At 70.9% G+C, this 13,098-nt stretch carries 9 protein-coding genes; 1 reads left to right on the forward strand and 8 read right to left on the reverse strand.

What is annotated here, in order from left to right; genetic code table 11:
• Nucleotides 1-77 precede the first annotated feature (77 nt).
• The gene (locus ACIQI8_RS15475; RefSeq protein WP_402349560.1) at nucleotides 78-887 is read right to left on the reverse strand and encodes an SDR family NAD(P)-dependent oxidoreductase; all 810 of its coding nucleotides are present in this window, start codon (nucleotides 885-887) and stop codon (nucleotides 78-80) included.
• A 174-nt stretch (nucleotides 888-1,061) separates the two neighbouring features.
• Here ACIQI8_RS15475 and ACIQI8_RS15480 point away from each other — a divergent pair, with 174 nt between their 5' ends.
• On the forward strand, nucleotides 1,062-1,637 hold the full coding sequence (locus ACIQI8_RS15480) for a TetR/AcrR family transcriptional regulator (protein ID WP_402349563.1): 576 nt from the start codon (nucleotides 1,062-1,064) through the stop codon (nucleotides 1,635-1,637).
• Nucleotide 1,638: 1 nt separating this feature from the next.
• Here the strand turns inward: ACIQI8_RS15480 and ACIQI8_RS15485 are convergent, their stop codons facing one another.
• The 7 genes from ACIQI8_RS15485 to iolB all read right to left on the reverse strand — a co-directional run bounded on the left by ACIQI8_RS15485 (nucleotide 1,639) and on the right by iolB (nucleotide 13,091).
• Nucleotides 1,639-3,237 (reverse strand): von Willebrand factor type A domain-containing protein, encoded by a 1,599-nt coding sequence (locus ACIQI8_RS15485; RefSeq protein ID WP_402349566.1) that lies wholly within the window; start codon nucleotides 3,235-3,237, stop codon nucleotides 1,639-1,641.
• Between the two features lie 157 nt (nucleotides 3,238-3,394).
• A complete protein-coding gene (locus ACIQI8_RS15490) occupies nucleotides 3,395-4,258 on the reverse strand; it encodes an ABC transporter permease (protein ID WP_402349569.1) in 864 nt (287 codons plus the stop codon).
• Nucleotides 4,255-7,095, reverse strand: coding sequence for a CocE/NonD family hydrolase (locus tag ACIQI8_RS15495; RefSeq protein ID WP_402349572.1), 2,841 nt, complete (start codon nucleotides 7,093-7,095; stop codon nucleotides 4,255-4,257). Before ACIQI8_RS15495 ends, ACIQI8_RS15490 begins: the two co-directional genes overlap by 4 nt.
• Before the next feature lie 184 nt (nucleotides 7,096-7,279).
• The gene (locus tag ACIQI8_RS15500; protein WP_402349575.1) at nucleotides 7,280-8,671 is read right to left on the reverse strand and encodes an APC family permease; all 1,392 of its coding nucleotides are present in this window, start codon (nucleotides 8,669-8,671) and stop codon (nucleotides 7,280-7,282) included.
• A gap of 207 nt (nucleotides 8,672-8,878) precedes the next feature.
• Nucleotides 8,879-10,381, reverse strand: coding sequence for a CoA-acylating methylmalonate-semialdehyde dehydrogenase (mmsA, locus tag ACIQI8_RS15505; protein WP_402349578.1), 1,503 nt, complete (start codon nucleotides 10,379-10,381; stop codon nucleotides 8,879-8,881).
• 14 nt (nucleotides 10,382-10,395) lie between these two features.
• On the reverse strand, nucleotides 10,396-12,279 hold the full coding sequence (gene iolD / locus ACIQI8_RS15510; RefSeq protein ID WP_402349581.1) for a 3D-(3,5/4)-trihydroxycyclohexane-1,2-dione acylhydrolase (decyclizing): 1,884 nt from the start codon (nucleotides 12,277-12,279) through the stop codon (nucleotides 10,396-10,398).
• Complete coding sequence (gene iolB, locus ACIQI8_RS15515; RefSeq protein ID WP_402349584.1) at nucleotides 12,276-13,091, reverse strand: 5-deoxy-glucuronate isomerase; 816 nt, start codon at nucleotides 13,089-13,091, stop codon at nucleotides 12,276-12,278. The genes iolD and iolB overlap by 4 nt, the downstream gene beginning before the upstream one ends.
• Nucleotides 13,092-13,098 lie beyond the last annotated feature (7 nt).

Genomic DNA, 13,098 nt, shown 5'->3' on the forward strand with positions numbered 1-13,098 from the left:
CTCCCGGTCGCAGGGTGCTGAACGGAGGTCAACTTACCCGTGCGTAACGGAATTTCAATGGGTTCGGCGGGGTCGGTTCAGGCGGCCGCGGGTTCGGAGCGCTCCGGCTCCAGCACCTTGCGGGTGATGCGCTCGCCGATCGCCGCCACCAGGGTGCGCGGGCGGCGCGGATTGAGGTGGGCGCCCATCGCGTTGCCCAGCCCCGGGGTGATGTACGCGCGGTCGCGGTCGAGGGCGCGCAGGGCCGCGCGGACGACCGGTTCCGCGGCGGTGGGGGTGCCCATCGCGGCCTTGCGGGTGCCGATCGCCTCGAAGAAGCCCGTGTCGACCGAGCCGGGGCACAGGGCCGTGACCTTGATCCCGCGGCCTCGGTACTCCTGGCGCAGCGCCAGCGAGAAGTTGAGGACGAAGGTCTTGGTGGCGCCGTAGACCGCGAAGTACGGGGAGGGCTGATAGCCCGCCGTGGAGCCGACGTTGAGGACGGCTCCGGAGCCGCGCTCCAGCATGCCGGGGAGTACGGCGTGGGTGAGGTCCACGAGCGCGAGGACGTTGACCATGATCTCGTCGTGCTCCTTTCGGGGGTCGATCTCCTCGAAGCGCCCGCAGGTGCCGAAGCCTGCGTTGTTGACCAGCAGGTCGACGGTGAGACCGCGGGCCGCCAGGGCCTCGGCGACGCGGTCGGCCGCGTCGGGCTCGGCGAGGTCCTGCGGCAGGACGTGCGCCTGGACGCCGTACGTCGTGCGCAGCCGGTCGGCCAGTTCCTCCAGCCGGTCCCGGGAGCGGGCGACGAGGATCACGTCGTGGCCGCGGGCGGCGAGCTGAGTGGCGAACTCGGCACCCAGTCCGGAGGAGGCGCCGGTGATCAGGGCGGTGGATGTGGTGGTCATGGCCCTTCCCTTCAGAAGGTCGAGCTGAAGACGAGTCGAACCTCTAGCTAAGACACTACTGTAGCTCTTATTCTTCTAATTGCAACAGAGCTGACTCAGATAACCAGGGAACGGCGACGCTGGCGTATCGTCTATGTCCAGTGGGGGGCAGGAACCGACGGAGTGGAGGTGCCCATGGGTCGAGCGCTGCGGGCCGATGCCGAGCGCAGTGTGCGCGCGATTCTGGAGGCGGCCGAGCTGGTGCTCGCCGCCGATCCGAACGCGTCCATGGAGCAGATCGCCGAGGCCGCCGGCGTGGCCAGGACGACCGTCCACCGGCGCTTCGCGAGTCGGCAGGCACTGATCGAGGCCCTCGCCGAGTCGGCCGTACGGCAGCTCACCCAGGCCATCGAGGACGCGCGGCCCGACACCACCCCGCCGCTGATCGCGCTGCACCGCGTCACCGCCAACGTGCTGCGGATCAAAGGGGCCTGGAGCTACGCGCTGGGGCGGCCGAGCGACGAAGGCGGCGCCGCCGCGGCGGGCTGGGACCAGGTCGGGGCACGCTGCGTCGAGCTCCTGGGGCGGGCCAGGGCCGAGGGCCTGCTCGACCCGGCCATGGACCTGGAGTGGGTCCGCCGCGTCTACTACGCCCTGATCGGCGAGGCCCTGCACGACGCCGAGCGGCCGGACCCCGATCCGGACGCCCTGGCGACGCTCGTCGTCGACACACTGCTGTACGGCACCGGGAGGCGGCCCGGCGCCGTCTGACTCAGCGCACCGTGCGGTCCGCCGTCTCGATGGCGTCGGCGAGCTGCTTCACGTCCTTGTCCTCCGTCCGGTCCGCCAAGTCCCGGGCGCGGTCCTCGAGTTCACCGAGGCCCGGGTCGCCGGGGAGGGACTTCCAGCGGTCGTCGCCGGAGCGCAGGGAGTCGGCGAAGTAGGCGGCGACCGCGGTGACCTGGAAGCGGGGGCTCGCCTTCCATACGGAGCCCTGGAGCGCGTCGGTCTCCACCTCGCCGGACTTCTCGTGCGGGTCGCGGGTGTCGGGGTCGAGCCAGCGGACGGTGGCCGTGGCGAGGTGGCCACGGGCGCCCTCGCGGACGCGGACGGCGTACAGGGCGGTGACGGTGTGGCCGGGGCCGACCTCGCCGCCGTCGACGCGGTCGTCGCGGAAGTCGTCGTCGGCGACCTGTCGGTCGTCGTACCCGACCAGGCGGAACCGCTCGACCGTCTCGGGGTCGAAGGCGACCTGGGCCTTGGCGTCACGGGCGGTGAGGTCGATGTTCTGCGGGAGTTGGTCGCAGAAGACCTTGCGGGCCTCCTCCTCGCCGGAGACGTAGACGGTGTGGCCGTCGCCCTTGTCGGCGAGGCGTTCCATCAGGGCGTCGCCGTAGTCGCTGCCGACGCCCACGCCGAAGAGGGTGATGCCGTACTCGCGGCGGGCGTCGGAGATGCGGTCGAGGATGGAGTCCGGGTCGGTGTCGCCGTCGTTGGCGAGGGCGTCGGAGATGAGGACGACACGGTTGGTGGCGCCCTCGCGGCGGCCCTCCACGGCGGTGTCGTAGCCGGTCTCGACGCCCGCGCCGAGGTTGGTGGAGTAGGTCGGCTCCAGGCTGTCGATCGCGTGGTGGATGCGGCCGCGGTGGCCACCCAGGCGGGTCATCGGCAGGACCGTCTCGGCCTTGTCGCTGAAGGTGACGACGGCGACCGAGTCGTCGTCGCGCAGCCGGTCCGTCATGGTGTCCAGGGACTTCTGGGCGAGGTCGAGGCGGCCCTCCTCGCTCATCGAGCCGGAGATGTCGATGACGAACGTGAGGGCGGCGGGCGGGCGTTCACCGGTCTGCGAGCTCGGGCGGGTGGCGAGGCCCACGCGGACCAGCGACCAGTCCTCGTCCTTCGTGCGGGCGCCGTCGACGGTGACCGTGAAGCCGTTGCCGTCGGGGCGCTCGTAGTCCTGGCGGAAGCTGTTGACGAACTCCTCGGGGCGGACCGTCGAGGGGTCGGGCCGGTGTCCGTCGGCGAGGGTGCGGCGGGCGTAGCCGTAGGAGGCGGTGTCCACGTCGAGGGCGAAGGTGGAGAGGTAGTCGGGGGTCGGGGAGGGCGCGGCGAAGGAGTCCTCGCCCTTCTGTTCGCCGTCCTGGCTCCCGTCGCCGGCCGTCGGGGCGGCGGGGGCCGGGGCCGGGAAGCCGTTCCGATCGGAGCCGTCCGAGGCGTTGCTGCTGCCGTCGGCGTCCCCTCCCCCGCAGGCCGTCAGCAGCAGGCTGCCGGTCGCGGTGACGGCGAGCAGGGCGGTGCCCAGTCGCCGGGTGCGGCGGCGTGGTGCGCCCGGCCGTGCGGTGCCCGGCCGTGGTGTTCGGTACCACTCCATCTTCCGTTCCCCTTTGCTCCGGCTTGCTCCACTGACGTCGACATCTGTGACTGTGACGGCGGGAGAAGCCGGAACGTGCGGTACGGGGCGTTGCGGAAGGATCTCAACAAGGCCACGATCATGGGCCGTTGAGACCGGTGGGTAACCCTCCGTTGACCTAGGAGACGACGTCCTTGCGGGCGAAACCGCGGAAGGCCAGGGCGAACAGCACGAGCGCGTACGTTATCGAAATCGCCGTGCCCTGGATCATGCCGGACCACTCCAGATGCGGCTGGACGGCGTCCGCCCAGGCGAACTGCCAGTGCGCGGGCAGGAAGTCGCGCCAGTGCCCGAGGGCCGTCACGGCGTCCAGGACGTTGCCGACGATGGTCAGACCGACCGCGCCGCCGACCGCGCCGAGGGGTGCGTCCGTCTTGGTCGAGAGCCAGAACGCGAGCCCGGCGGTGACCAGTTGGGAGACGAAGATGTACGCCACCACCACGACCAGGCGCTGCGCGGCCGTGCCCGGTTCCAGCGCGCCGCCGGTCGGGATCTCCAGTGGGCCCCAGCCGTAGGCGGCCGTGCCGACGGCCAGCGCCACGACCGGCAGCAGGATCATCGCGGCCAGGCTGAGGCCGAGTCCGACGACGAGCTTGGACCACAGGAGGCGGGCGCGCGGGACGGGGGCCGCCAGCAGATAGCGCAGGGAGGACCAGCCGGCCTCCGAGGCGACCGTGTCCCCGCAGAACAGGGCGACCGGGATGACGAGCAGGAAGCCCGCCGACACGAACAGGTTCACCGCGGCGAAGTTGGCGCCGGACGCGGTGGCCGTGTCCATCAGCGTCACGTTGTCATTGCCGTTGTCCGGCCCGCCGCCGATCGCGAACGCGATCAGCAGCACGAACGGCAGCGCGGCGAGGATCGCGCCCATGACCAGGGTGCGGCGGCGCTTCAACTGCCGGGCCAGCTCGACGCGGAGGGGCAGGGTGCGGCCGGCCCGGTAGCCGGTCGCCACCTCGGCGCGCTCGACGAGCGTGCTCATGCGGAACCTCCGATCAGGGTGAGGAAGGCGTCTTCGAGCCGGCGGTGCGGGCCGAGCGAGGCGACCGGGATGTCGAGCCGGACGAGCTCCACGAGGAGGCGGGCGGCGGCGGATGCGTTGGAGGCGGAAGGTGCGTTGGAGTGGGGTGCGTTGGAGTGGGGTGCGTTGGAGTGGGACGGGTCGGAGGGGGACGGGCCGGACTGGGGCACGGGTGCATGCTCGTCGGCGACTGCAACGCCCGTGCCGTTCACCTCGCGGTGCGGCACCACGACCGCGAGCGGCTCCACCTCAGGACTCGGCGTGTCGTCGGGCGCCAGCCGGACCAGCAGGCCTCCGTCCGCCCGTACCGCCGACTCGACGCCCGGGAGGGCCGCGACCTTCTCGACCAGGGGGTCCGCGATGGCGGATGCCAGGCCGACGAGAAGGGTGTCGCCCGAGCCGATGATCTCGCCGACCGGGCCCGCCTGGACGAGTCGGCCGCGGTCCATGACGACGAGGTGCGTGCAGGACTGCTCGACCTCGGCCAGAAGGTGGCTGGAGACGATCACCGTGCGCCCGGCCGCCGCGTACCGGATCATCACCTCGCGCATCTCGCGGATCTGGGGCGGGTCGAGGCCGTTGGTGGGTTCGTCGAGGATGAGGAGGTCCGGGAGGCCGAGCATGGCCTGGGCGATGGCGAGGCGCTGGCGCATGCCCTGGGAGTACGTGCGCACCGCGCGGGCCAGGGCGTCGCCGAGACCGGCGATCTCCAACGCCTCGTCCAGGTGGGCGTCCTCGATGGGGCGGCCGGTCGCCGCCCAGTACAGCTCCAGGTTCTCGCGGCCGGAGAGGTGCGGCAGGAAGCCCGCGCCCTCGACGAACGCGCCGACCCGGGACAGAACCGGGGCGCCGGGCCGGATCGCGTGCCCGAAGACGCGGATCTCGCCGGCGTCCGGCTTGATCAGACCCATCAGCATGCGCAGGGTGGTCGTCTTGCCCGCGCCGTTCGGCCCGAGCAGGCCGAGGACCTGGCCCTTCTCGACGCGGAAGGACACGTCCCGGACCGCGTACCGGTCCGCCGAGCGCGCGTACCGCTTGCTCAAGTCGGTGATCTGGAGCGGGACTTCGGCCAGCGCCGGGTCCGGGGGCACCGAGGTGGTGCGGCGGCGGCCGGAAAGCAGCAGGGCGAGGGCGATGACCGCGCCCACCAGCGGCAGCCACCACACCCAGGACGGGAGCGGGGCGGCGGCGGTCGTCACACCGGGCGCCGTCGGCACCTTCAAATCGCCCTTCAGGGAGACGGTGTACGTCGCCGGGGCGGTCGGGGAGGCGTAGCCGAGGTCCGTGGAGGCGAGGACCAGGCGCAGCCGGTGGCCCTGCTCGATCTCGTGGTCGACGGCCGGGAGCGTGATGGTGACGTCCTTGCCCGCCTTGGCGCCCTCGACGCGGATCGGCGTGACCAGCTGGGAGGGCAGGACGGGCGACGCACCGCCGGGTCCGACGTCGTACACCTTGCCGAAGAGCACGGCGTCGTCGCTGGTCGACTTCACGTGGACGGTGACCGTCGGCGAGCCGGTGATGCGCAGGCCGCTGCCGACCGGCGCCGACTCGAACTTCGCGTACTGGCCGGGGAAGTCCAGCGAGACGCCGACGCCCAGCGAGGAGAGCTGAGCGAGGCCGCCGCCCCCGAGGCCGGGCAGGGCGGAGACGGCGGGCGGGCTGGCGCCGGCCGGGTTGTCGAATCTCTGCTCGCGGCGGCCGGTCAGCTCGATCGACTTCTGGCCGCTCTCCAGGCCCGGGTAGCTGTCGGCGCTCGCGCCGCGCAGCAGGGCCGCGCCGTCGGTGGAGTCGACGCCTCCGGTGCGGGTGACGCGGAAGGCCGGGCCGGTGTCGGTGGCCTTGTCGTCCTTGAGGTAGCGGTCGAACCAGGCACGCACGCGTGACTGCACGCGGCCGGTCTCCATGTCGCCGCCGTCGTGCCCGCCCGCGATCCAGTCGACGTCCACGGGTGCGCCGCCTGCACGAATAGCCTTCGCGGCGGCGTCGGCCTGGCCGAGCGGGAAGAGGGAGTCGGTCTGGCCCTGCAGCAGGAGCGTCGGCACCTTGATGCGGGTGCCCACGGCCGATGGCGAGCGGGCGTCGAGCAGTGCGCGCGCCTGCGCGTCCGGCTTGCCCGCCTCCGCGACCCGCTCGTACATCCGGCACAGCTCGGGCTGGAAGTTGTCGCAGCCGCCGCCGGAGTTGACGAAGATGCCGGCCCACAGCTTCTTGAAGACGCCGTTGGGGAAGAGGGCGTCCGCGAGGTTCCAGTAGGTGATCGCCGGGGCGATGGCGTCCACGCGGCTGTCATAACCGGCCGCCAGGAGGGAGATCGCGCCGCCGTACGAGGCGCCTGCGACGCCCACGCGCGGGTCGCCGGGCTTGTCCAGTTGGACGTCCGGTTGCTCGGCCAGCCAGTCGATCAGCTTGGAGACGTCCTTGACCTCGCCGTTCGGGTCGTTCAGACCGATCTTGCCGGTCGACCTCCCGAAGCCGCGGGCCGACCACGTCAGTACCGCGTAGCCGTCCTCGGCGAGGTTCTGCGCCTGTTGACGTACGTCGTTCTTGTTGCCGCCGAAGCCGTGGGCGAGGAGGACCGCGGGGTGCCGTCCGGCGGTGGTGGGGGTGAAGTACGAGGTGTCGATGCGGACGCCGTCGATCGCCATGGTCTGGTCGGTTCGGTGTACCGGGGTCTTCTCGTCCGAGGCGACGGCCGTCCACGTTCCCGCTGCCGCGAGTACGGCGATGGCGGCGCCGGCTGCCAGTACGCGGCGCGGCCTTCGCAGTAGGTCTCGCGGGGTGGGGAGTCGAAGATCCATGCGTTCAACCGTACGGGGCGTCTCTGACAGTTGGAGGCGACCCCGGGGTGAACGTGCGGACCTTCTCTGGGAGTACGGATTGGTTTTGTCGTACCGCGACTGGTGTACGGCTGAGGGGGTGGGAGCTTCTGTGGATTGCCGGGTGCGTGAGCGTTGTGGCTGGTCGCGCAGTTCCCCGCGCCCCTTACGTCCGTTGGTCCTCCGGGATCGATATGAGCCACCGTGTCTCTCTGCGCGGTCGCAGGTACAGCGCCCAGTACACCGTTGCCGCTGCCGTGATTCCGCCTGTCCACAGCAGGTAGGGCACCTCCTGTTGGCTCAGGATGTACGCCAGGACGGCTATCAGGAGCAGCGGTATCGCGGGCCAGAAGGGCATGCGCCACGCCGGGGTGTGTTTGTGGGCGCCTCGGCGGGAGAGCAGGGCGGCTACCGCGACCAGGAGGTACATGCCGGTCACCGAGACGCCTGTCACGCCGTACAGGGTGTCCAGGTTGACGAAGCAGAGGAGGGCGCCGGGGATGCCTACGGCCAAGGTGGCGATCCAGGGGGAGCCGAAGCGGCCCAGTTTTGAGAAGACCGTGTTGACCGGGGTGGGCCAGGCCTTGTCGCGGGCCGAGGCGTAGAGGACCCGGGAGTTCTGGATGACCATGACGATGCCCGCGTTGATGATCGCGAGAGCCACACAGAGGCTGACGAAGGTGCCGACGGCGGAGTTGGACCAGGCCGTCACCATGGCGCCGATGTCGCCGCCGGTGAGGGTCGAGAGGTCGGACGCGCCCATCGTGATCGCGATCACCGGGACCAGGATGATCACCGACGAGATCGCGAGGGTGGCCAGGACCGTACGGGCCACGTTGCGGCGCGGGTTCTCCAGCTCCTCGGAGAGGTAGACCGCCGTCGAGAAGCCCTGCGTGACGAACAGGGCGATCGCCAGGCCCGACACGACCAGCATCGCCGTCACCGTGTCCTTGTGGCCGCCGGCGCCCGCCACCTGCATCGACACCAGGCTGCCCGCGCCCCGCTCGCTGTGCGCGAAGCCCAGGACCGCCACGACCGCCGCCGCGATGACCTCCAGGACCAGGAAGACGCCGGTGATCCAGGCGTTGGCGCGCAGGTCGAGCAGGCCCGCGAGAGTGGCCAGGAGCATGACCGCCGCGCCGGCGATCGACGGGTCGAGGTGGACGACCGGCGCCAAGTAGTCGGCCGTGCCCATCGCTATCACCGGCGGCACGATCATGACGACCAGCAGGGACAGGACGAAGACCAGCCAGCCCGCCAGGCGGCCCGCCAGCGTCGAGACCATCGCGTACTCGCCGCCCGCGCTGGGGATGAGGGTGCCCAGCTCCGAGTAGCAGAACGCCACGGCGATGCAGAGGACCGAGCCGATCGCGATCGTCAGGGCGGTGGCCGTGCCCAGGGTGCCGAAGAGGTCGGGGACCACCACGAAGAGCGTGGAGGCCGGGGTGACGCAGGAGAGGGTGAGGAGGGTGCCGCCGACGATGCCTATGGAGCGCCGTAGTCCTTGGGCGGGGGCCGTGGTCGACTCGGCCAGGGGCGGGTGAAGCGTGTCGGTCATTCGGCGGTTCCGATCGGCTCGGGCGGATGCCTCCGGCAGCTGGGTGTGCTGCATGGAACCCCGACGAAAACCAACACGTCAATGGCCTTCCACCTACGGATTTCGTAGGTGGAAGGCCATTGACGTGTCGTATGCGTCAGAAACCGACTGTTGCCGCTGCGCTTTCGCGGCCTACTGGAATCGCAGGGAGCGGGCGGAAAAAATCCGTCAGTGGTTGCGCGGGAAGCCCAGGTCGACGCCGGTGGGGGCGTCGGCCGGGTCGGGCCAGCGGGTGGTGACGACCTTGCCCCGCGTGTAGAAGTGCGTGCCGTCGTTGCCGTAGATGTGGTGGTCCCCGAAGAGGGAGTCCTTCCAGCCGCCGAAGCTGTGGTAGCCGACGGGGACCGGGATCGGGACGTTGACGCCGACCATGCCGGCCTCGATCTCCAGCTGGAAGCGGCGGGCCGCGCCGCCGTCCCGGGTGAAGATCGCGGTGCCGTTGCCGAAGGGCGAGCTGTTGATCAGCGCCACGCCTTCGTCGTACGTCTCCACGCGCAGCACGCACAGCACCGGGCCGAAGATCTCGTCCTGGTAGGCCTTCGCCGTCGTCGGCACCTTGTCGAGGAGCGAGATGCCGATCCAGTGGCCGTCCTCGAAGCCCTCGACCGTGTAGCCGGTGCCGTCGAGGACCACCTCGGCGCCTTCCGCCGCCGCGCCCGTCACGTAGGACGCCACCTTGTCGCGGTGGACCTTCGTGATCAGGGGGCCCATCTCGCTCGTCGGGTCGTTGCCGGGGCCGATCTTGATCTTCTCGGCGCGTTCGCGGATCTTCTCCACCAGCTCGTCGCCGATCGAACCGACCGCGACCACGGCCGAGATGGCCATGCAGCGCTCGCCCGCCGAGCCGTAGGCCGCGCTCACGGCCGCGTCCGCCGCCGCGTCCAGGTCGGCGTCCGGGAGGACCAGCATGTGGTTCTTGGCGCCGCCCAGCGCCTGCACGCGCTTGTGGTTGGCGGCGGCCGTGGTGTGGATGTAGCGGGCGATCGGGGTCGAGCCGACGAAGGAGACGGCCTTGACGTCCGGGTGCTCAAGGAGGCGGTCCACCGCCACCTTGTCTCCGTGCACGACGTTGAAGACGCCGTCGGGCAGTCCCGCCTCGGCGAGGAGTTCGGCGATCTTGATCGACGCCGACGGGTCCTTCTCGGAGGGCTTGAGGACGAAGGTGTTGCCCGTCGCGATGGCGATCGGGAACATCCACATCGGCACCATCGCCGGGAAGTTGAACGGCGTGATGCCGGCCACGACACCCAGCGGCTGGCGGATGGAGGAGACGTCGACGCGGCTGGCGACCTCCGTCGACAGCTCGCCCTTCAGCTGGACGGTGATCCCGCACGCCAGGTCGACGATCTCCAGGCCGCGCGCGACCTCGCCCAGCGCGTCGGAGTGGACCTTGCCGTGCTCGGCGGTGATCAGCTCGGCGATCGCGTCCCGGTTGGCTTCCAGCAGGGCGCGGAAGCGGAACAGGATCGTGGTCCGCTTGGCGAGCGAGGAGGTACCCCAGGTCGCGTACGCGTCCTTGGCGGCGGCGACCGCCGCGTCCACCTCCTCGACCGACGCGAACGCGACGTTCGTGGTGACCGCGCCGGTCGCCGGGTCGGTGACCGGCCCGTAGGTGCCCGACGCGCCTTCGACGGTCTTGCCGCCGATCCAGTGGTTGACGATCTTCGTCATGCCCAGATACTCCTTCACAGATGGCGGCGTCGGGTGGAGACGTGCCGTTCGTACAGCTCACGTGCCTTGACCGCGGACGCGCGGGTCGCGGTCTCGGCCACAGGAACATCCCACCAGGCCTGCGCCGGAGGCGCGCCCGACACTGTGTCTGCGGTTTGCGTCTCGACGTAGACACATGTGGGAGTGTCGGCGGCCCGGGCCTCGGCGAGTGCCGTGCGCAGGTCCGCGACGGTCTTGGCGCGCAGGACGCGCATGCCCAGGCTGGCCACGTTGGCGGCGAGGTCCACGGGCAGCGGGGGGCCGGTGAAGGTGCCGTCGTCGGAGGGGTAGCGGTAGGCGGTGCCGAAGCGCTCGGCGCCCACCGACTCCGACAGGCCGCCGATGGACGCGTACCCGTGGTTCTGTATGAGCAGCAGCTTGATCGCGATGCCCTCCTGTACGGCGGTCACGATCTCCGTCGGCATCATCAGGTACGTGCCGTCGCCGACCAGCGCCCAGACATTGCGGTCGGGCGCGGCCAGCTTGACGCCGATCGCGGCCGGGATCTCGTAGCCCATGCAGGAGTAGCCGTACTCCAGGTGGTACTGGTCCCGCGAGCGGGTGCGCCACATCTTGTGCAGGTCGCCGGGGAGCGAGCCGGCCGCGTTGACGATCACGTCCGTCTCGTCGACGAGTGCGTCCAGGGCGCCGATGACCTGCGGCTGGGTCGGCCGGATGTCCGGCTCCTCGGCCTCGTAGCAGGCGTCGATCCGCTGCTCCCAGCGCTCCTTGTCCTCGGTGTACTCGGCCGCGTAGGAGTCGGCGACGCGGTGCTCGTGCAGGGCGAGGGCCTGGGTGAGTTCGGTCAGACCGGAGCGGGCGTCCGCGATCAGCGGGGTGCCGGCGAGCTTGTGGCCGTCGTAGGGCGCGATGTTGAGGTTGAGGAAGCGGACGCCGTCGCCCGCGAAGAGGGTGCCGGAGGCGGTGGTGAAGTCGGTGTAGCGGGTGCCGACGCCGATCACCAGGTCGGCGGTGCGGGCGAGTTCGTCGGCGGTCGCCGTGCCGGTGTGGCCGATGCCGCCGACGTCCTGCGGGTGGTCCCAGCGCAGCGAGCCCTTGCCGGCCTGGGTGGAGGCGACCGGTATGCGGGTGGCCTGCGCGAACTCCGCGAGCGTTTCCTCGGCGCGGCTGTGGTGCACTCCCCCGCCGGCCACGACGAGCGGGCGGCGGGCGGACCTGATCAGCCGTACGGCTTCGGCGAGTTCGGCCGGGTCGGCGGCCGGACGGCGTACCGCCCAGGTGCGTTCGGCGAAGAACTCGTCCGGCCAGTCGTGGGCCTCGGCCTGAACGTCCTGCGGGAGAGCGAGAGTTACCGCGCCCGTCTCCACCGGGTCGGTCAGTACGCGCATCGCCTGGAGGGCCGCCGGGACCAGCTGCTCGGGGCGGTTGATCCGGTCGAAGTACCTGGACACCGGGCGCAGGCTGTCGTTGACCGACACATCGCCCGCGTACGGGACTTCGAGCTGCTGGAGCACCGGGTCGGCGGGGCGGGCGGCGAAGACGTCGCCGGGCAGCAGCAGGACCGGGAGGTGGTTGATCGTGGCGAGGGCGGCGCCGGTGACCAGGTTGGTGGCGCCCGGGCCGATCGACGTCGTCACCGCGTGCGTGGAGAGGCGGCCCGACTGACGCGCGTAGCCAACTGCCGCGTGCACCATGGCCTGTTCGTTGCGGCCCTGGTGGTAGGGCATGTCGTCGGCGTACTCGACGAGTGCCTGGCCGATGCCGGCCACGTTGCCGTGGCCGAAGATGCCCCAGGTCGCGCCGATCAGCCGCTGCCGGGTGCCGTCCCGCTCGGTGAACTGGGCGGCCAGGAACCGCACCAGCGCCTGCGCGACCGTGAGCCTCGTCGTCGAGGTCATCGGTAACCCTCCGTGTGCTCGGGGTGGAAGCAGATCCGCCACTCCCGCGTCGGACCCGGCCCCGCCATGACATTCAGGTAGTACATGTCGTGGCCGGGCTGGGCGATGGACGGGCCGTGCCATCCATCGGGGACGAGGACGGCGTCGCCGGAGCGGACCTCCGCGAGGACGTCGGATCCGCCCTCACGGGAGGGAGATACGCGCTGATAGCCGAAACCGTTCGGGCCGTCGATCTCGAACCAGTAGATCTCCTCCAACTCGGCTTCCACACCGGGCCGGTGCTCGTCGTGCTTGTGCGGCGGATACGAGGACCAGTTGCCGCCGGGTGTGATCACCTCGACGGCGATCAGCTTGTCGCACTCGAAGGCGTCGGCGGACGCGAAGTTGCGGACGTGCCGCAACTGCGTGCCGCTGCCACGCTCTTCGACGGGGACCTCCGGCGCGGGGCCGTAGCGGGCGGGGAGTCGTCGCTCGCACTTCGCTCCTGCCAGGGCGAAGCGGCCTCCCGCGCCGGAGGCGATCTGGACCTGGGCGTCCCGGGGTGCGTACGCGAAGTCCGTGACGGACGCGAACACGCTTTCCCTGCCCAGGAGTTGAAACACATCGGTACCCATTTGCACCGTACATCCGCCTTGCAGCGGAAGCACGATCCACTCACTGTCGCCGGTGGTGAAGGTGTGCGTGCCACCCGCGCCCAACTCGACGATCCGCAGCCCGCTGTACTCCCAGCCGGCCCGCTTGGGGTCGACGTCGAACACATAGTTGGCGTCGGCGGTGGAACCGCGCGGAATGTACAGCCTGTTGCCGGTCATACGGCCC

The sequence above is a fragment of the Streptomyces sp. NPDC092369 genome (genome assembly GCF_044755245.1).
Taxonomy (GTDB): domain Bacteria; phylum Actinomycetota; class Actinomycetes; order Streptomycetales; family Streptomycetaceae; genus Streptomyces.

Excerpts from the sequence above, each read along its gene's own strand:
- ACIQI8_RS15475 (WP_402349560.1), bottom strand. The coding sequence starts at position 887 with ATGACCACCACATCCACCGCCCTGATCACCGGCGCCTCCTCCGGACTG.
- ACIQI8_RS15480 (WP_402349563.1), top strand. The coding sequence starts at position 1,062 with ATGGGTCGAGCGCTGCGGGCCGATGCCGAGCGCAGTGTGCGCGCGATT.
- ACIQI8_RS15485 (WP_402349566.1), bottom strand. The coding sequence starts at position 3,237 with ATGGAGTGGTACCGAACACCACGGCCGGGCACCGCACGGCCGGGCGCA.
- ACIQI8_RS15490 (WP_402349569.1), bottom strand. The coding sequence starts at position 4,258 with ATGAGCACGCTCGTCGAGCGCGCCGAGGTGGCGACCGGCTACCGGGCC.
- ACIQI8_RS15495 (WP_402349572.1), bottom strand. The coding sequence starts at position 7,095 with ATGGATCTTCGACTCCCCACCCCGCGAGACCTACTGCGAAGGCCGCGC.
- ACIQI8_RS15500 (WP_402349575.1), bottom strand. The coding sequence starts at position 8,671 with ATGACCGACACGCTTCACCCGCCCCTGGCCGAGTCGACCACGGCCCCC.
- mmsA (WP_402349578.1), bottom strand. The coding sequence starts at position 10,381 with ATGACGAAGATCGTCAACCACTGGATCGGCGGCAAGACCGTCGAAGGC.
- iolD (WP_402349581.1), bottom strand. The coding sequence starts at position 12,279 with ATGACCTCGACGACGAGGCTCACGGTCGCGCAGGCGCTGGTGCGGTTC.
- iolB (WP_402349584.1), bottom strand. The coding sequence starts at position 13,091 with ATGACCGGCAACAGGCTGTACATTCCGCGCGGTTCCACCGCCGACGCC.